Origin of the sequence: Pseudomonas sp. P5_152 (assembly GCF_033989915.1) — a bacterium.
Taxonomy (GTDB): domain Bacteria; phylum Pseudomonadota; class Gammaproteobacteria; order Pseudomonadales; family Pseudomonadaceae; genus Aquipseudomonas.
On sequence record NZ_JASFAH010000002.1, the window covers coordinates 2,274,940 to 2,291,202 of the forward strand.

The window sequence follows — 16,263 nt, forward strand, 5'->3', positions numbered from 1 at the left end:
CTACAGGCTTGTGGCCTGCACCCACCGCCCCCACGGGTATGGAGTGTGGCGAATTCGAATTCGTTCTTTTTTTACAATCATCACAACGCAGGGAGTCTGGCCATCTGGCCGTCAGAACAAATCCCCCAAGGGCTTTGATCTGGATCAAGCAACGATCAAAGAGTAGTCGCATTTTCAGCGACAGAGCGTGTGGTCTATTGCCGCGTGACAGGTTGCCTCAGGACCCTGGCGCGCCAATCCAGGCGATCGCCGCAACCTTTAGTTACAACTTGATGATAGGCTCAGCTTTTTCCCCACCAGACCTGTCCGCCGATGCCCAGCCCAGAGCCCCTGCTGTTACGCCATCACCGCCCTTTCCTTGCGTTCTGGCTGGCGCGGATTTTCACCGCCAGCGGTTTCCAGATGCTCACAGTGGCCATTGGCTGGAACCTCTACCAGCTCACTGGCAACGTGCTGGACCTGGGGTTGGTCGGGCTGGTGGAGTTCGCTCCGCGGGTACTGTTCATGCTGCACACCGGGCATGTGGCTGACCGCTATGACCGGCGCAAGGTCGCTGCCCTCTGCCAGTCCTTACAGGCTTTGATCGCCCTGGCCCTGACCATCGGCAGCGCCACCGACCAAGTGACCCGCGAGCTGATCTTCATCCTCGCCTTCCTGCTGGGCGCTGCCCGCTCGTTCGAGATGCCCACCACCCAGGCCCTGCTGCCCAGCATCGTGCCCACGGCCTTGTTCCCGCGTGCGGTGGCGGCGGCACAGTCGGCGCAACAGTCGGCCACCATCATCGCCCCGGCCCTGGGCGGCCTGCTCTACGCCTTTGGCAGCGTCTGGGTCTATGGGCCGACGGTGCTCTTGTACGTCATCGCCTGCACCCTGATGCTCAACCTGCCAGCGCGGCAAACCCCGCTGAACAAAGGTAAGGCCACCCTGGATTCACTGCTGGCCGGCGTTCGCTTCATCCGCAGTCGCCCGGACATTCTCGGGGCGATCTCCCTGGACCTGTTCGCGGTCCTGCTGGGCGGCGCCACCGCGCTGTTGCCGGTGTTCGCCAAGGACATCCTGCTGACCGGACCATGGGGCCTGGGGCTGCTGCGCTCGGCACCGGCAGTGGGCGCCCTGCTGATGTCACTCTGGCTGGCGCGGTTTGCCGTGGAGCGCAAAGTCGGACGGGTGATGTTTACCGCCGTCGGCATATTCGGCGTGGCGACCATTGCCTTTGGCCTGTCGACCTCATTCTGGTTCTCGTTGGCGGTGCTGGTGGTGCTGGGGGCTGCGGACATGATCAGCATGGTGATCCGCGCCTCTTTTGTGCAACTGGAAACCCCGGATGAAATGCGCGGCCGGGTCAGCGCCGTGAACGGCTTGTTCATCGGCGCTTCGAACCAGTTGGGTGAATTCGAATCCGGCCTGACGGCGCACTGGTTCGGCACCGTGCCAGCGGTGGTCATGGGCGGAGTTGGCACGCTGTTGGTCACCGGCACCTGGATCAAGCTGTTCCCAACCCTGGCCCAGCGTGATCGCATGCATGTGCCGGTGGCTGCCCCCGAGAATTCGCCGACCGTAGCTAAGCCAGCAACTCCCGCGCCACCGCCAGCTTGACTGCCCTGCCGCACAGTTGCTCCAGCAATTGCAGGGCAAATGGGAGGGCCGCCGCCGAACCCTGGGCGGTAATGCAGTTGCCGTCGACCACCACCGGCTGATCGACGAAGGTACAGCCCAGCAGTTGCTGACTGACGGCCGGCAGGCAGGTCATGCGGCGTTGGCGCAATACGCCGAAGGCCTGCAGGGCAAGCGCCGGCGATTCGGCGATGGCGGCGAACAGTCGGCCGGCGGCGGCCTGGTCCTTGAGCAATTGCTGCAGCGGCTGATGGGCGGCCAGGTGCTTGCCGCCGACGGCGCCGCCAGGCAGGACAATCAGGTCGAAGGGTTGCGCCAGCACGTCCACCAGCATCGCATCGGCGGTCAGGCGTGTGCCCCGGGCGCACGTCAGCATGCGCCGCGCCTCGATGCTGGCCACCACCACTTCGACGTTCGCCCGGCGCAGCACGTCGATCAGGGTCACGCTTTGCAGGTCGTCGATGCCCTCGGCAAGGGTAATCAGGGCTCTAAAGGTCATGGTCGGTGTCCACAGGGTGATCCTTAAAGCGTAGTCACCTTTACTGACAGGCGTTCAAGTCCCCCCGCACGGCCCATTACTTGATGTAGATCTGGGTCGACAGGGTGTTGGCCGGCGCGTTGATCGAGGAATTGCGGAACGTGAAAGTGCCACGCTGCTTGCCGGCCATATCGAAGATATAGAGGTAGCCGACGATCTTGCTGACCATGCCGGCGCATTCCGTCAGGTCGCCATTATCAAAGGCACATACCCGGGTGCGCACGCCATCGATGTCCGCGCCATCCAGCCCGGCCTGGGGCGAACGGCCATAACCGACCTCCAGCACGTAGATCTTGATGTTCGGACCTTCGTGATCACAGCTGGTTTGTGCCTGCCCAGGACTGATGTCCTCCATGCCGCAGGACGGCGACTGGACCTTGAGCACCTTGATTTCGCTCAACGGCGGTGCGGAAGCCGCCTCGGCCACCTGCATGCCGGACAACAAGACGCCACACACACCCACCACCAAAGCCAACCCGCGTTTTTTAGAAGACATGACCACTCCCGAAACCAGCGCGCAGTATGCCCCACCCGTCTCAAAGGCAAAACATCGCCGACGATCGCAGCCATAGCCCCAAGCTGCTGGTATGATGCGCGGCTTTTTCCGACCGACAGAAAAATCCCGGGCGCCTGCTGTGGTCTGTGCTTTGCTGTTCAAGTCGATACATTCACGGCGCAAGATGCGCCACGGGGAGCAGACATGCTGGAAAGGCTGTTTCAACTCAAGGCACACAACACCAACGTGCGCACCGAGATTCTTGCGGGCGTCACGACCTTCCTGGCCATGGCCTACATTTTGTTCGTCAACCCGAGCATCCTCGGCGAGACAGGCATGGACAAGGGCGCAGTGTTTGTCGCGACCTGCCTGGCGGCCGCCATCGGCTCCACCGTGATGGGCCTGATTGCCAACTACCCGATCGCGCTGGCACCGGGCATGGGCCTGAACGCCTTCTTTACCTACACCGTGGTCCTGCACATGGGCCACACCTGGCAAGTGGCGCTGGGTGCGGTATTCATTTCGGCGGTGCTGTTCTTCCTGCTGTCGATCTTCCGCATCCGCGAATGGATCATCAACAGTATCCCGCTGCCGCTGCGTTCGGCGATTGCCGCCGGTATCGGCCTGTTCCTGGCCCTGATTGCCCTGCACAACGCAGGCATTGTGGTCAGCAACCCGGCGACCATGGTCGGCCTCGGTGACCTGAAGCAACCGGCACCGATCCTCGCGACCCTGGGCTTTGCCCTGATCGTGGCCCTTGAAGCCCTGAAAGTACGCGGGGCGGTGCTGATCGGCATCCTGACCGTGACCATCGCCTCCATCGCCCTGGGTTTCACCCCATTCGGCGGCGTAGTGTCGATGCCACCCTCCCTGGCGCCGACCTTCCTGCAACTGGACATCAAGGGCGCCCTGGACATCGGCCTGGTCAGCGTGATCTTCGCCTTCCTGTTCGTCGACCTGTTCGACAACTCCGGCACCCTGATCGGCGTCGCCAAGCGCGCCGGCCTGATGGGCAAGGACGGCCACATGCCGAAAATGGGCCGGGCGCTGATCGCCGACAGTACGGCGGCCATGGCCGGTTCCCTGCTGGGCACCTCGACCACCACCAGCTACATCGAATCGGCAGCGGGCGTCAGCGCCGGCGGCCGGACCGGCCTCACCGCCGTGGTCGTGGCCATCCTGTTCCTGCTGGCGCTGTTCTTCTCGCCACTGGCTGCCAGCGTTCCGGCTTTCGCCACCGCGCCGGCCCTGCTGTTCGTCGCCGTGCTGATGACTTCCGGCCTGGCGGAAATAGACTGGGATGACATCACCGTGGCTGCGCCTGTGGTGATCACCGCCCTGGCGATGCCTTTCACTTACTCCATCGCCAACGGCATTGCCTTCGGTTTCATCGCCTGGACCGCAATCAAACTGCTGTCCGGTCGTGGCCGTGAGCTGAACCCGGCGCTGGTGATTCTCTCCATTCTGTTCGTGATCAAGTTGGGTTGGTTCAACGCATGACATTCGATTCCCAGGCTTACGCCGCTCAGCTCGAAGACAAGGTCACGCGCCTGCGCGACCTGCTGGCCCCGTTCGATGCCCCGCAACCTGCGGTGTTCGACTCGCCGCTGGCCAACTTCCGCCTGCGCGCCGAATTCCGCCTGTGGCGCGAAGCCGGCGAGCGGCACTACGCAATGTTTTCCCAGGAAGACAAGCGCACGCCGATCCTGATCGAAGAGTTCCCGATCGCCAGCCTGCGCATCAACCAGTTGATGCCGCAGCTCAAGGCCGCCTGGCAAGACAGCGCAGCCTTGAGCCACAAGCTGTTCCAGGTGGAGTTCCTGACCACCCTGGCGGGCGACGCGATGATCACCCTGTGCTACCACCGCCCGCTCGATGAGCACTGGCATGCGGCGGCCAGCCAGTTGGCTGCCGACTTGAATGTCAGCGTGATCGGTCGCTCCAAGGGTAAGCGCGAAGTGATCGGCCAGGATTATGTGGTCGAGAAACTCGAAGTCGGTGGGCGTACCTTCAGCTATCGCCAACCCGAGGGGGCATTCACCCAGCCCAACGGCACGGTGAACCAGAAGATGCTCAACTGGGCGTATGACGCCCTAGGCGAGCGCCCGGACGATCTGCTGGAACTGTATTGCGGCAATGGCAACTTCACCCTGCCCCTGGCGACCCGTGTAGGCAAAGTGCTGGCAACCGAAATCAGCAAGACCTCGGTCAATGCTGCGCTGAGCAACCTCAGCGAAAACGCGGTGGATAACGTCACCCTGGTGCGGCTATCCGCTGAAGAGTTGACCGAAGCCTTGAACGAAGTGCGCCCGTTCCGTCGCCTGCACGGTATCGACTTGAAGAGCTACGCGTTCGGCAGCGTGTTCGTCGATCCACCGCGCGCGGGCATGGACCCGGACACCTGCGAGCTGACCCGACGCTTCGACAACATCCTGTACATCTCATGTAACCCAGAGACCTTGGCAGCCAACATCGCCCAGTTGCATGACACTCATCGCATCACCCGCTGCGCGCTGTTCGATCAATTCCCGTGGACCCACCACATGGAATCCGGGGTCTTGCTGACCCGTCGTTGATCGCTGACACGCTCCAAAAAAAAGCCGTCCCGAGGACGGTTTTTTTGTGCCTGCTCACAGCGTCGTATCGACCTTGCGCGGCCGCCCACCCTTGCGGCCATTGGCACGGGCAGCGTCGGCCTTGGCGGCGCTGCTCTGGCGACCATTGCGGCTGGCGATGAGCGAGGCGGCCATGTCCATCAGCGGTTTGCTTGCCAGAATCAGTCCGGCGATGGACACCTGCAGGTCCTTGCGCTCATGGCAGAGCGCCGTACCGCCGAACCCGACCTGCAAATCCGCGAAGTCGCGGCTGTCCAAGCCAGTGAACTCGGGATAATTGTGCACGGGCAGCAGCACGGCACTGCCATCCTCGAAGCCGATCGACAGGTGTTGCCCCACAAGGCTCACGCACTGGGCGCAAATGCCGCTACGACGCACCTCGCCGCGCTCGATGGCTTCGTCCACGACCGTCTCTGTCAGCGGCCGATCCGCAGGGGTCTTGGCTTGAATCCTTTTCATAATTCAATCTCCACGCCTTCACAGGCGCCCACTAACTCCATCAGGGTTGTATTGCCCTTGAGGTCATAACGCGCCGAAGCAATACGCCGGATCATCTTGGGGTTACGGTTGATCAGCACTATTTCATTGGCCTGGCTATCCCACAGCTGATTGCGCAGACAGGTCGTATGCAGCTTCACCCACCAGACACAACGCGCTCGGCGCAAATGAGCAGCTTGTTTGAGTGTCTGGCGCAGGCCCTCCAACACCGCCAGCGGCGGCCGTCGCGATAGCGGGGTGACATCCAGGAGCTCTACGCCGTTGTGCCAGAAGCTGAACACAAAGCGCGCACCCCAGGCGCCACCATCGACATGTACGTGGGGCGGACAGTGCTCATCGCGCAACATGATCACCAGCGACAGTCCTTTGTAGCTGCATATCTTCATGCTAACCCATCCGTTAGGTTTTAGAGATCGAATTTCCCACCGCGCCTTGAGATCCCGACCGAAGGCAATCTTTCACCCACGGCAAATCCCACCTCAGGCTAGTTCTGCCTAGGCGATAACACCTGCCATGCAGGGGAGAAATGGGTAAGCAATCTTTGCATGCGCCCACCAGGGGCTTGGACAGCGCTCGGGTAAACGGTGTCCTGGGCGGATACCGGAGCCAAAGCCCCTCACCACAGCTCAGGCCTGCAGGTAGCGCAACACCGACTCACAGATCATCTGCCGATGACGCTGCTTGATCGCCGCATCGGGCAGGTCGATCTGGAAGATCTCACCGACGGTGTGGCGGTTCGACACTCGGTAGAAACAGAACGAGGTGATCAGCAGATGCACGTCCAACGGGTTGAGTCCGTCACGGAACACGCCCTCCACGACCCCGCGCCGCAGTATCCCCCCCAGTGCATCGAGGATGGTGCTGTTCATCGCCTTGATCGCCTCGGAGTGCTTCACGTACTCGGCGTTGTGAATATTTTCGATGCTGACAATGCGCACGAAATCGACATTACGATCATGGTGATCGAAGGTGAACTCCACCAGCCGCTGGATGGCTTCACGCGGCGCGAGTTCGGCGAGTTGCAAGCGATTCTCGGTACTGCGGATATCCCCGTAGAGTTTCTCCAGCACCTCGACGTAGAGCTGCTCCTTACTCCCGAAGTAGTAATAGATCATGCGCTTGGAGGTATGGATTCGTTCGGCGATGGCATCCACTCGCGCCCCGGACAACCCCTGCTGGACGAACTCGACAATGGCTTCTTGAAGGATGTTCTCGCGGGTCTTTTGCGGGTTGTTCTTGCGACTCTTGCGCGGCTCGAGCGCTGACGCTTCGGGCGCTACGGTAAGGTCTGTGGTCATTCTCATTCCGGGCTCGTGGCCAACGCTGCAGAGGCTGGCGATTATGGGCCGCTCGATGCAGCGAAGGAAGTATCGCTACCACCTATAGCCCCCCTGCTTACGATTTCAATACAACTTGCCCCGGCGCACCCCGGCGCTGTCGCTCACCTGCGTTTACACATTGCCCGTCACCCTCCGTGCCATAGCTGGTGTATGCAGACACCAGGCAATGAATGCCGCTCAACTCACAAGGAATGTCGACATGTTATGGAACAAAGCCCGTCCCAGCGATAATGTTATGGATACCCGCAAATCCTCCTCCAAGCGCTTCCCCCCCGGCAAGAAACTCGGGATCGCTTTCGGTGCTGTCGCCCTCTCGGGGGTTGTAGCGTTGGGCAGCCTGATTTCCACCCAGGAGGCTGACCCGCCAGAGCCCCCCGTGACCGAAGTCACGCCGGTACACACCGATGACCCCGACCTGGCGTTCGTGCGCGCCGTGCTCGGGGATACCGAGGACACATGGAGAGCCCAGTTTCTAACCCTGGACCAGCCCTACCCTGAACCCACCATGATCCTCTTCGAGCAGGGTGTGGCTTCCGCCTGCGGTTACGCCTCGTCGGCGGTCGGGCCGTTCTATTGCCCTGACAGTCAGGTGCTGTACCTGGACTTGGGGTTTTTCCGCAAAATGGCCCAGCAGATGCCCAACTTCGGCGAGTTTGCCCAGGCCTATGTGATCGCCCACGAAATCGGGCATCACGTGCAGACCCGCCTGGGATTATCCCGGCCCTTCGACGAAGCCCTGGCGGTCGGCCAACCTACCGCCGGTGACAACGGCCTGGAAGTGCGTGCCGAACTGCAGGCCGACTGTCTGGCGGGCGTCTGGGCGCACCATGCCCAGCAACGCCTGAACTGGCTGGAGCCAGGCGATCTGCAAGCCGCGTTGGAAGCGGCTGCGGTGTTCGGCGACGATTACCAGCGCGGGAACCAAACGACCGGCCCGATGCCTGAGACTTTCACTCACGGGACGTCTGTGCAGCGCGTGCGCTGGTTCGAGCGCGGTTTCGAGCAAGGTCGCATCGAACAGTGCGACACCTTCTCGGCCAATCCGCTGTAGCACGGCAGCGTCGCACATCGAATGCCATACTACCTTTCGTCCGACATCGTCTGACGACCGGACTGGCGACTATCCCACTCACCAGCAACACTCACACCACGCGTAATCAGAGGATTCCCACATGTTATGGAAAAAAGGCCGCCGCAGTGACAACGTGGTGGATGCCCGGGGTGAGGGTGGTGGCGGCGGTGGCATGCGTTTTGGCGGGGGCAAGGGGCTGAGCCTGACGGCCATCGTGCTGATCGTCGGGATCGGCTGGATCACCGGGCAGGACCCGATGCAGATTCTCGGGCAACTGGCCGGGCAAATGGACCAACAGTCAGCCCCTGCCACCACCCAAACCCGCCAGGCGCCGCCGGCCAATGACGAGCAGGCGGAATTTGTGGCGCGAATCCTCGGTGACACCGAAGACACCTGGGGCCAGATCTTTCAACAAGCCGGGCGCCAGTACGCGGCGCCCAAGCTGATGCTGTTCAGCGGTCGGGTCAACTCGGCCTGCGGCGGTGCTTCGGCGGCGACCGGGCCGTTCTACTGCCCGGCGGATCAAAGGGTGTACCTGGACATGAGCTTCTTCCAGGAAATGTCCCAGCGTTTCGGCGCGGCCGGCGACTTCGCCCAGGCGTATGTCATCGCTCACGAAGTCGGCCACCATGTGCAGACCCTGCTCGGGGTATCCGCCAAGATCCAGGCTGCGCGCCAGCAAGGACAACGCATGGAAGGCGATGGCGGGCTGCTGGTGCGCCAGGAATTACAGGCCGACTGCCTGGCCGGGGTCTGGGCCAACCATGCGCAAAAACGTTTGAACTGGCTTGAGCCCGGGGACATAGAAGAAGCGATGAACGCCGCCAACGCCATCGGCGACGACCGTTTGCAGCAACAGGGTCAAGGTCGCGTGGTCCCGGATTCATTTACCCATGGTACTTCGGCGCAACGCGTGCGCTGGTTCAAGACTGGCTTCGCCCAAGGCCAGATCAATCAATGCGACACCTTTGCCGCGAAGAGTCTCTGAATGGCAAAACCCTGGCTGGCGGTGTTTGTTCTGTCACTGGGGTGCACCACGCTACAGGCGGCTGACCATGGGGTGAAAGACATCAGTCCCAGCCGCCTGGACCTGGGTGCAGGAGAATTGGCGGTTGGCTTCAGCCAACCCTCAGCGCCGATCCGGCGGGTGCTGATCATCCTCCATGGGCGTTTGCGCAATGCCGAAACCTATCGGCAAAGCGCTGAAAAAGCTGCAGCGCAGGCCGGACAGAGCGCCAGCACCCTGGTGATTGCCCCGCAATTGCTTAATGAAACGGATATCACGCGGCATCAACTGGCCGACAGCGTGATGCGCTGGCGTGGCAACGAGTGGATGGCCGGGGGCTTGTCCACCGGGCCCCAGGCGCTGAGTTCCTATGCCGTGCTCGACCGCTTGCTGAGCCGCCTGAGCAACCGCCTGGAGTACCCGGAGCTCAAGGAAGTGGTGATTGCCGGACATTCCGGTGGCGGGCAAATGGTGCAGCGTTTTGCCTTGCTCGGGGATGACCAGCCAGCCTTGCGCCAGGCCGGCGTCAAGGTCCGCTACGTGATCGCCAATCCGTCGTCCTACGCCTACTTCGATCAACAGCGGCCAATGCCCGTCGACCGCAACAAATGCCCCGGTTTCAACGACTGGAAGTACGGTCTGGACCGGCTACCGGCCTACGCCAAGGGCCAGTCGGCGCAATCGCTGGAGCAACGCTACATCGCGTGCGACATCACCTACCTGCTCGGCGAACTGGACACCAACCCGGCCCAACCGGCCCTGGACAAGTCCTGCGCCGCCCTGGCCCAGGGTCCGTCGCATCAGGTGCGCGGGCTCAACTACTTCAACTACCTGACTCAGCGCCATCCACAAGGGCTCAATCAGCATCTGGTGCAAGTGCCGGGGGTCGGACACAACGGCGATCAGATGTTCATCTCGGCCCAGGGTCAGCAAGCGCTGTTTCGCTGATCAGTAAAATGCCCGCAGAGGATCAAGCCGCAAGCAAGTTACGCAACGCCACGCAGTCGACGGCGTGCCAGTCGGTCAATTCCGGCCATGGATTGTCCGGTAGATTCACCAGCACCGTGCGCGTGCCCGCCGCACGACCGCAATCGAGGTCAAACCGGTAGTCACCGACCATCACCATATTGCCAGGTGCAACATCCCAGGCCTGGGCCAGTTTCAGCAATCCACCGGGATCGGGCTTGGGCGGCGCATCGTCGCGGCCCAGGACATCCTCGACCGCAAAGCAGTCCGCCAAGCCAATCGCCTGGAGCGTGATATGGGCCAGTTCCCGCGCATTGCGGGTGAGGATGCCCAGGCGATAACCACGCCCGGCCAACTCACGCACCAGCTCGACGGCGCCAGGGGCCGGCTGCGAACCCAGCGCCAGGTCCCGTTCGTGTTCCAGCAGCCAGGCATGCTTGGCCGCGGCTTCGGCGGCGGGCAACGCCGCGAGATGGGTCAGGATGTCGTGCTCGGGGGGAATCGCCAGGGCCTGGCGAATCGCCGCAAAATCATGCACGGCCACCGTCAGGGTGCCGTCCATGTCGAACACCCAGTGGCGTACCTGCGCCAGGCTCATGCCCAATCCTTACGGTGGCGAATCAGGCCTTCCTGGGTCACCGAGGCCACCAGTTTGCCCGCGCGGTTGAACACGCTGCCGCGAGTAAAGCCCCGGGAGTTGCCGGCCCACGGGCTGTCCATGGCGTACAGCAGCCAATCATCGGCACGCACGTCGGCGTGGAACCACAATGCGTGGTCGAGGCTGGCAACCTGCATGTCTTTTTGCCAGACCGATTTGCCGTGGGGCAGCAATGAAGTGACCAGCAGGCCGAAGTCGGAGGCGTAGGCCAGCAGATACTTGTGCAGCGCCGGCGAGTCGGCCAGCGCACCGTCGGCGCGAAACCAGACGTACTTGACCGGGTCGGCCGGCTGCGGATTGTAGGGATCACTGTCGGTCACCGGACGGAACTCGATCGGCTTGGCGCACAGCAGTTTTTCGCGCATGTGTTCGGGAATCAGGTGCGCGCGTTGCTGGGTCAGTTCCAGCTCCGAGGGCAGGTTTTCCGGACCGACCACCTGGGGCATCGCGCTTTGATGGTCGAAGCCCTCTTCGTCGTACTGGAACGACGCGCTGCAGGTGAAGATCGGCTGGCCCTTCTGGATCGCGGTCACCCGGCGGGTGCTGAAGCTACCGCCGTCGCGGACCCGGTCCACCTGGTAGACCACCGGCAAACCGGCGTCGCCCGGACGCAGGAAATAACCGTGCAGCGAATGCACGTGACGCGCTTCTTCAACGGTCTGGCTGGCCGCCGACAGGGACTGGCCCAGCACCTGGCCGCCGAACAACTGACGAAAACCCAAGTCCTGGCTACGGCCGCGAAACAGGTTTTCTTCGATCGGTTCCAGGGTCAGCAAGTCGACCAGATCTTCCAGCACTTGGCTCATTCAGACTCTCCTCACACAGAGCAATGCCGCGCAGTCTTGGCTGCGGCGGTCGATTCAGGTTTTGGCCCGGGCCAACATTGCGCACATTGTAAACATCCCGGCCAGCTTATCCATGCAAGGTTTCCAACCATTGCTCACGGGTGATGCGGTACAACACGTGGCTGCGCAGCGGATGACCGGCTTGCAGGTTAGGGTGCTGGAAATCGCCTGCCGGGTCAGGGTGCATGCCAATGGCCTGCATGACTTTCTGAGACGGCAGGTTGGCCTCGGTGGTAAAGGCCACCACCTGATCCAGCAGCAAGCGGTCAAAGCCGCAGCGCAGAGCGGTCCAGGCCGCTTCGCTGGCATACCCAAGGCCCCAGTGTTCGCGGGCCAGGCGCCAAGCGATTTCGGTGGCCGGGGTGAACGGGGCGTCAAACCCGACCACCCCCAAGCCGGTAAATCCAATGAATGCACCATTGTCCTTGCGCTGCAGCGCCCACGGACCAAAACCGTGCTCGGCAAAATGTCCGCGGATTCGCCCGATCAATGCAGCGCTTTCCAGGCGACTCAAGGGTGCCGGGAAGTAGCGCATGACTTGCGGGTCGGCGCACATCGCGGCAAATTCCGGCAAGTCCTCATCACGCCACTGGCGCATCAGCAGCCGCGCGCTCTCAAGTTCCAGTATCGGCTCCATCGCTCCCCTCCGTTTCCCTGCATACAAGTCTAGATCGCTGGTAGGATCCTTCACTTCGTCACTCCACGCCACGAACCGACCATGCCCCTGCCGCTGATTTACCACGAAGACTACAGCCCCGAGTTTCCAGCGGAACATCGTTTCCCCATGGACAAGTTCCGACTGCTGCGCGATCACCTGGTGGACAGTGGCCTGACCGAGGACCAGCACCTGCTGCGTCCACAGATTTGCCCGGCAGACGTACTGGCCCTGGCCCACGACCCCGGCTATATCGAACGCTACATGAGCGGCGAGTTGTCCCGCGAAGACCAACGGCGCCTCGGCCTGCCCTGGAACGAAGCCCTGGCCCGGCGCACCGTGCGGGCGGTCGGCGGCTCCCTGCTGGCCGCCGAACAGGCGCTGGAACATGGCATGGCCTGCCACCTGGCGGGCGGTACCCACCACGCCCACTACGATCACCCCGCCGGCTTCTGCATCTTCAACGACCTGGCGGTAATCAGCCATTACCTGCTGGCAAGCGGACGGGTTTCACGGGTGTTGATCTTCGACTGTGACGTGCATCAGGGCGACGGCACGGCGCGGATTCTGCAACATACCCCGGACGCGGTGACGGTTTCCCTGCATTGCGAAAAGAATTTTCCCGCACGCAAGGCCGACAGCGACTGGGACATTCCGCTGCCCATGGGCATGGGCGATGCCGAGTACCTCAAGGTGGTCGATGACGCGCTCAACTACCTGCTGCCGCTCTACCAGCCGGACCTGGTGCTGTACGACGCCGGGGTCGATGTGCACAAGGACGACGCCCTGGGGTATCTGAAGCTGACCGATGCCGGGGTCGCCGCCCGCGATGAGGCCGTATTGCGCCACTGCCTGGGCCGCGACATCGCGGTGATGGGCGTGATTGGCGGCGGCTACAGCAAAGACCGTGAGGCCCTGGCGCGGCGTCACGGCATCCTCCATCACAGTGCGCAACGGGTCTGGCAGTCATCAGGCTGTCATTGAGTTGTGGATGCTTTACCCACAATGCCTGTGGAACGGCCTGTGGATAACCTGAGTGAAAGGACCTGCAAGCCCTGTCCACTATGGCCTACAAGCCACTGATCATTTTTCAACCAGCGCCCTAGAACCGCCGAGCCCCTGTCGCAGCTGCCGAGCCCGCGAGGCTGCGTTCGGCTGCGCAGCAGCCGCCAGACTCAACGCACCCGGCGAGGACTGCGTCCTCGAACGCAGCCTCGCGGGGCTCGACAGCTGCTACGGGGGGCTTGTGGTGCTGCTAGAATACGCGGCCTTTCGAGCCGAATCGCAGTGCATGCCATGAGCCAACCCGTCGCCCACCCTCCCCAGCACGTCGCCATCATCGGTGGCGGCCCTGCCGGCTTGATGGCCGCCGAGGTGCTGAGCCAGGCCGGGGCCAGGGTCGACCTCTACGACGCCATGCCGTCGGTGGGCCGCAAGTTCCTGCTGGCCGGTGTCGGCGGCATGAACATCACCCACTCCGAAGCCTACCCGGCGTTCCTTGCACGCTACGCCGCACGCGCCCCGCACATCGCCCCGCTGTTGCGCGGCTTCGATGCCCCCGCGCTGTGTGATTGGATTCACGGCCTGGGGATAGAAACGTTCGTCGGCAGTTCCGGCCGGGTCTTTCCCTCCGACATGAAAGCCGCCCCGCTGCTGCGTGCCTGGCTCAAGCGCCTGCGCGATGGCGGAGTAGTTATCCACACCCGCCACCGCTGGCTGGGCTGGAATCCGGACGGCAGCCTGCGCATTGCCAATCCGGACGGCGAACAGAAGATCAACCCCGACGCCCTGTTACTGGCACTCGGTGGCGGCAGTTGGGCGCGACTGGGCTCCGATGGCGCCTGGATGCTGCCCCTGGAACAACGCGGAGTCGCCCTGGCGCCTTTGAGACCGAGCAACTGCGGGTTCGAGGTGACCGCCTGGAGTGAGTTGATGCTCAGCAAATTTGCCGGCGCGCCGCTGAAAAACATCGCCATCGGCTTGAATGACGATGTCCCGCGCCTGGGGGAATGCGTGATCACCGCTACCGGGGTTGAGGGCAGCCTGATCTATGCCTTGTCCGCGCCGATCCGTGATGCCATTGAGCAGCAGGGTTCGGCCACTGTGCACCTGGATCTACTGCCCGGGCGCCCTGTGGATAAAATCCACGCGGCGCTGAGCAAGCCGCGCGGCTCCCGTTCCATGGCCAAACATCTACACAGCCAGTTGGGCCTGGATGGCGTCAAGGCCGCGCTGCTGCGCGAGCTGACACCGAGCGAGTCATTCGCCGATCCGTTGGCGCTGGCAAACGCCATCAAGGCGCTGCCACTGACACTGGTCAAGACCAGGCCCTTGGACGAAGCCATCAGCAGCGCCGGCGGCGTGACGTTCGAAGCGATGGATGAACAATTGATGCTCAAGGCATTGCCCGGCGTGTTCTGCGCAGGCGAAATGCTCGATTGGGAAGCGCCGACCGGCGGCTATCTGCTGACCGCCTGTTTCGCCAGTGGGCGTGCGGCCGGGTTGGGGATGGTGCAGTGGCTGAAGAGCAGCTACAAGCCGTGAGCCTCGAGCTTCGAGCTTCGAGCTTGAAGCTTGAAGCTTGAAGCTCGTAGCTTGCGGCTTAGCGTCGTCTCACTTCTTCTTGCGCGGCCCGGTGTTGAATACCGGCACTTTGCGCACCGGCTTGACCGGCACATCGGCCACGGTCTCACCGCTATCCACCCATTTACCCAGGTTACGTTTGCCACCACCGGAAGCCTTGGGCTTCTTCGGCTTTTTCGGCTTCTTGATCACCTGGCCGCTGGCGTCGGTGTCCGGCACCCGGTGCTCCGGTTCGAAGTCCTGCTCCATATGGCGAGTCAGGGCCTGACGGGTCAGCGTCTCGATCGCCGACAACAGGTTCACTTCATCGGCACACACCAGCGAAATCGCCTCGCCGGTGGCCCCGGCACGACCGGTACGGCCGATCCGGTGGATGTAGTCCTCGGCCACGATCGGCAAATCAAAGTTCACCACCAGCGGCAGGTCTTCGATGTCCAGGCCACGGGCCGCGACGTCAGTAGCCACCAGGATCTGGATTTCGCTGGCCTTGAAACGATCCAGCGCCCGCTGGCGGGTCGCCTGGGGTTTGTCGCCATGAATACCGTCGGCATTGACGCCCAGGCCCTGGAGTTTCTCCACCAGCGCGTCCACGCCGTTACGGGTCTTGGCGAACACCAATACCTGCTTCCACTTTTGCTTGCGCAGCAAATGCACGAACAGCTCTGGCTTGCGCTTCTTGTCGACGGTGTAGAGCCATTGCTTGACCGTGTTGGCAGCAACGTTGCGCGGGCTGACTTCGATGCTCAGCGGATCATTGAGCATTTGCCCGGCCAGCAGGCGGATCTGATCCGAGAAGGTCGCGGAGAACAGCAAGGTCTGGCGCTTTTTCGGCAGCACCCGGTAGATATTCGACAGTTCTTCGGAGAAGCCCAGGTCGAGCATGCGGTCCGCTTCGTCGAGCACCAGGGTCTGCAACTGATTGAATTTCAGCGCGTTCTGGCGGAACAGGTCGAGCAGGCGACCGGGAGTCGCCACCAGCAGGTCGACGCCTTTGCGCAGTTTCATCATCTGCGGGTTGATGCTGACGCCGCCGTACACCGCGTAGGTGCTCAACGGCAGATGCTCGGCGTACTGGCGCACGCTTTCATGCACCTGTTCGGCCAGCTCGCGAGTTGGCACCAGGATCAGCGCACGCACCGAGTTACTGGTGACTTTCGGCCCTTCCATGGCCAGCAACTGCAACAGCGGCACGGCAAAGCCGGCGGTCTTGCCGGTGCCGGTCTGGGCGGCGGCCATCAGGTCGCGACCGGCCAGCACCGCCGGAATGGCTTGCGCCTGAACCGGGGTCGGGGTCTGGTAACCGAGCGTCTCAAGGGCGCGCAGCAAGGGTTCGATCAGGCCAAGAGTGGCGAAAGTCATTGGGATACCGTAGGAAAA

General features: G+C 62.6%; 17 protein-coding genes. 8 read left to right on the plus strand and 9 right to left on the minus strand.

Going from position 1 to position 16,263, the window contains the following annotated elements; all coding sequences use genetic code 11:
* Positions 1 to 312 precede the first annotated feature (312 nt).
* Entirely contained in the window at positions 313 to 1,596 is a 1,284-nt protein-coding gene (locus tag QMK50_RS10325; protein ID WP_320333063.1) for an MFS transporter, read from the plus strand.
* On the opposite strand, the gene QMK50_RS10330 is transcribed toward QMK50_RS10325, so the two are convergent.
* Positions 1,562 to 2,113, minus strand: coding sequence for a DJ-1 family glyoxalase III (locus tag QMK50_RS10330; protein WP_095166420.1), 552 nt, complete (start codon positions 2,111 to 2,113; stop codon positions 1,562 to 1,564). The genes QMK50_RS10325 and QMK50_RS10330 overlap by 35 nt on opposite strands.
* A 76-nt stretch (positions 2,114 to 2,189) precedes the next feature.
* Entirely contained in the window at positions 2,190 to 2,648 is a 459-nt protein-coding gene (locus QMK50_RS10335) for a DUF4879 domain-containing protein (RefSeq protein ID WP_320333064.1), read from the minus strand.
* 204 nt (positions 2,649 to 2,852) lie between these two features.
* Here QMK50_RS10335 and QMK50_RS10340 point away from each other — a divergent pair, with 204 nt between their 5' ends.
* Positions 2,853 to 4,148: an NCS2 family permease gene (locus QMK50_RS10340; RefSeq protein ID WP_095166416.1), complete on the plus strand. Its 1,296-nt coding sequence runs from the start codon at positions 2,853 to 2,855 to the stop codon at positions 4,146 to 4,148.
* Entirely contained in the window at positions 4,145 to 5,224 is a 1,080-nt protein-coding gene (trmA, locus tag QMK50_RS10345; RefSeq protein WP_320333065.1) for a tRNA (uridine(54)-C5)-methyltransferase TrmA, read from the plus strand. The genes QMK50_RS10340 and trmA overlap by 4 nt, the downstream gene beginning before the upstream one ends.
* A 54-nt stretch (positions 5,225 to 5,278) precedes the next feature.
* On the opposite strand, the gene QMK50_RS10350 is transcribed toward trmA, so the two are convergent.
* The 3 genes from QMK50_RS10350 to QMK50_RS10360 all read right to left on the minus strand — a co-directional run bounded on the left by QMK50_RS10350 (position 5,279) and on the right by QMK50_RS10360 (position 7,065).
* Positions 5,279 to 5,722 carry a DUF2442 domain-containing protein gene (locus QMK50_RS10350; RefSeq protein ID WP_320333066.1) on the minus strand — a complete coding sequence of 148 codons (444 nt, stop codon included), beginning with the start codon at positions 5,720 to 5,722 and terminating at the stop codon, positions 5,279 to 5,281.
* Positions 5,719 to 6,147: a DUF4160 domain-containing protein gene (locus QMK50_RS10355; RefSeq protein ID WP_320333067.1), complete on the minus strand. Its 429-nt coding sequence runs from the start codon at positions 6,145 to 6,147 to the stop codon at positions 5,719 to 5,721. The genes QMK50_RS10350 and QMK50_RS10355 overlap by 4 nt, the downstream gene beginning before the upstream one ends.
* 240 nt (positions 6,148 to 6,387) lie before the next feature.
* Positions 6,388 to 7,065 (minus strand): TetR/AcrR family transcriptional regulator, encoded by a 678-nt coding sequence (locus QMK50_RS10360; RefSeq protein WP_320333068.1) that lies wholly within the window; start codon positions 7,063 to 7,065, stop codon positions 6,388 to 6,390.
* Positions 7,066 to 7,300: 235 nt separating this feature from the next.
* Between QMK50_RS10360 and QMK50_RS10365 the strand changes: the two genes are divergently transcribed.
* The 3 genes from QMK50_RS10365 (at position 7,301) to QMK50_RS10375 (ending at position 10,127) form a co-directional block, all read left to right on the plus strand.
* The gene (locus QMK50_RS10365) at positions 7,301 to 8,152 is read left to right on the plus strand and encodes a neutral zinc metallopeptidase (RefSeq protein WP_320333069.1); all 852 of its coding nucleotides are present in this window, start codon (positions 7,301 to 7,303) and stop codon (positions 8,150 to 8,152) included.
* Positions 8,153 to 8,273: 121 nt separating this feature from the next.
* Positions 8,274 to 9,161 (plus strand): neutral zinc metallopeptidase, encoded by an 888-nt coding sequence (locus tag QMK50_RS10370; protein ID WP_320333070.1) that lies wholly within the window; start codon positions 8,274 to 8,276, stop codon positions 9,159 to 9,161.
* Positions 9,162 to 10,127 carry an alpha/beta hydrolase gene (locus QMK50_RS10375; protein ID WP_320333071.1) on the plus strand — a complete coding sequence of 322 codons (966 nt, stop codon included), beginning with the start codon at positions 9,162 to 9,164 and terminating at the stop codon, positions 10,125 to 10,127. It abuts the gene before it with no gap.
* 22 nt (positions 10,128 to 10,149) lie between these two features.
* Here the strand turns inward: QMK50_RS10375 and QMK50_RS10380 are convergent, their stop codons facing one another.
* The 3 genes from QMK50_RS10380 to QMK50_RS10390 all read right to left on the minus strand — a co-directional run bounded on the left by QMK50_RS10380 (position 10,150) and on the right by QMK50_RS10390 (position 12,285).
* On the minus strand, positions 10,150 to 10,743 hold the full coding sequence (locus tag QMK50_RS10380; protein ID WP_095166402.1) for an HAD family hydrolase: 594 nt from the start codon (positions 10,741 to 10,743) through the stop codon (positions 10,150 to 10,152).
* Positions 10,740 to 11,609: an acyl-CoA thioesterase II gene (tesB, locus tag QMK50_RS10385; protein WP_095166400.1), complete on the minus strand. Its 870-nt coding sequence runs from the start codon at positions 11,607 to 11,609 to the stop codon at positions 10,740 to 10,742. The genes QMK50_RS10380 and tesB overlap by 4 nt, the downstream gene beginning before the upstream one ends.
* Before the next feature lie 106 nt (positions 11,610 to 11,715).
* Positions 11,716 to 12,285: a GNAT family N-acetyltransferase gene (locus QMK50_RS10390; protein ID WP_320333072.1), complete on the minus strand. Its 570-nt coding sequence runs from the start codon at positions 12,283 to 12,285 to the stop codon at positions 11,716 to 11,718.
* Between the two features lie 81 nt (positions 12,286 to 12,366).
* On the opposite strand from QMK50_RS10390, the gene QMK50_RS10395 reads away from it, so the two are divergent.
* Complete coding sequence (locus QMK50_RS10395) at positions 12,367 to 13,287, plus strand: histone deacetylase (protein ID WP_159998088.1); 921 nt, start codon at positions 12,367 to 12,369, stop codon at positions 13,285 to 13,287.
* Between the two features lie 312 nt (positions 13,288 to 13,599).
* Positions 13,600 to 14,847 (plus strand): TIGR03862 family flavoprotein, encoded by a 1,248-nt coding sequence (locus QMK50_RS10400; RefSeq protein WP_320333073.1) that lies wholly within the window; start codon positions 13,600 to 13,602, stop codon positions 14,845 to 14,847.
* A 69-nt stretch (positions 14,848 to 14,916) separates the two neighbouring features.
* Here the strand turns inward: QMK50_RS10400 and QMK50_RS10405 are convergent, their stop codons facing one another.
* Entirely contained in the window at positions 14,917 to 16,245 is a 1,329-nt protein-coding gene (locus QMK50_RS10405) for a DEAD/DEAH box helicase (RefSeq protein ID WP_095166392.1), read from the minus strand.
* Positions 16,246 to 16,263: the final 18 nt, after the last annotated feature.

Coding starts and splice junctions, on each gene's coding strand:
- QMK50_RS10390 (WP_320333072.1), bottom strand. CDS start 12,285: ATGGAGCCGATACTGGAACTTGAGAGCGCGCGGCTGCTGATGCGCCAG.
- QMK50_RS10350 (WP_320333066.1), bottom strand. CDS start 5,722: ATGAAAAGGATTCAAGCCAAGACCCCTGCGGATCGGCCGCTGACAGAG.
- QMK50_RS10375 (WP_320333071.1), top strand. CDS start 9,162: ATGGCAAAACCCTGGCTGGCGGTGTTTGTTCTGTCACTGGGGTGCACC.
- QMK50_RS10330 (WP_095166420.1), bottom strand. CDS start 2,113: ATGACCTTTAGAGCCCTGATTACCCTTGCCGAGGGCATCGACGACCTG.
- QMK50_RS10325 (WP_320333063.1), top strand. CDS start 313: ATGCCCAGCCCAGAGCCCCTGCTGTTACGCCATCACCGCCCTTTCCTT.
- tesB (WP_095166400.1), bottom strand. CDS start 11,609: ATGAGCCAAGTGCTGGAAGATCTGGTCGACTTGCTGACCCTGGAACCG.
- QMK50_RS10355 (WP_320333067.1), bottom strand. CDS start 6,147: ATGAAGATATGCAGCTACAAAGGACTGTCGCTGGTGATCATGTTGCGC.
- QMK50_RS10380 (WP_095166402.1), bottom strand. CDS start 10,743: ATGAGCCTGGCGCAGGTACGCCACTGGGTGTTCGACATGGACGGCACC.
- QMK50_RS10395 (WP_159998088.1), top strand. CDS start 12,367: ATGCCCCTGCCGCTGATTTACCACGAAGACTACAGCCCCGAGTTTCCA.
- QMK50_RS10340 (WP_095166416.1), top strand. CDS start 2,853: ATGCTGGAAAGGCTGTTTCAACTCAAGGCACACAACACCAACGTGCGC.
- QMK50_RS10335 (WP_320333064.1), bottom strand. CDS start 2,648: ATGTCTTCTAAAAAACGCGGGTTGGCTTTGGTGGTGGGTGTGTGTGGC.
- QMK50_RS10370 (WP_320333070.1), top strand. CDS start 8,274: ATGTTATGGAAAAAAGGCCGCCGCAGTGACAACGTGGTGGATGCCCGG.
- trmA (WP_320333065.1), top strand. CDS start 4,145: ATGACATTCGATTCCCAGGCTTACGCCGCTCAGCTCGAAGACAAGGTC.
- QMK50_RS10405 (WP_095166392.1), bottom strand. CDS start 16,245: ATGACTTTCGCCACTCTTGGCCTGATCGAACCCTTGCTGCGCGCCCTT.
- QMK50_RS10400 (WP_320333073.1), top strand. CDS start 13,600: ATGAGCCAACCCGTCGCCCACCCTCCCCAGCACGTCGCCATCATCGGT.
- QMK50_RS10365 (WP_320333069.1), top strand. CDS start 7,301: ATGTTATGGAACAAAGCCCGTCCCAGCGATAATGTTATGGATACCCGC.
- QMK50_RS10360 (WP_320333068.1), bottom strand. CDS start 7,065: ATGAGAATGACCACAGACCTTACCGTAGCGCCCGAAGCGTCAGCGCTC.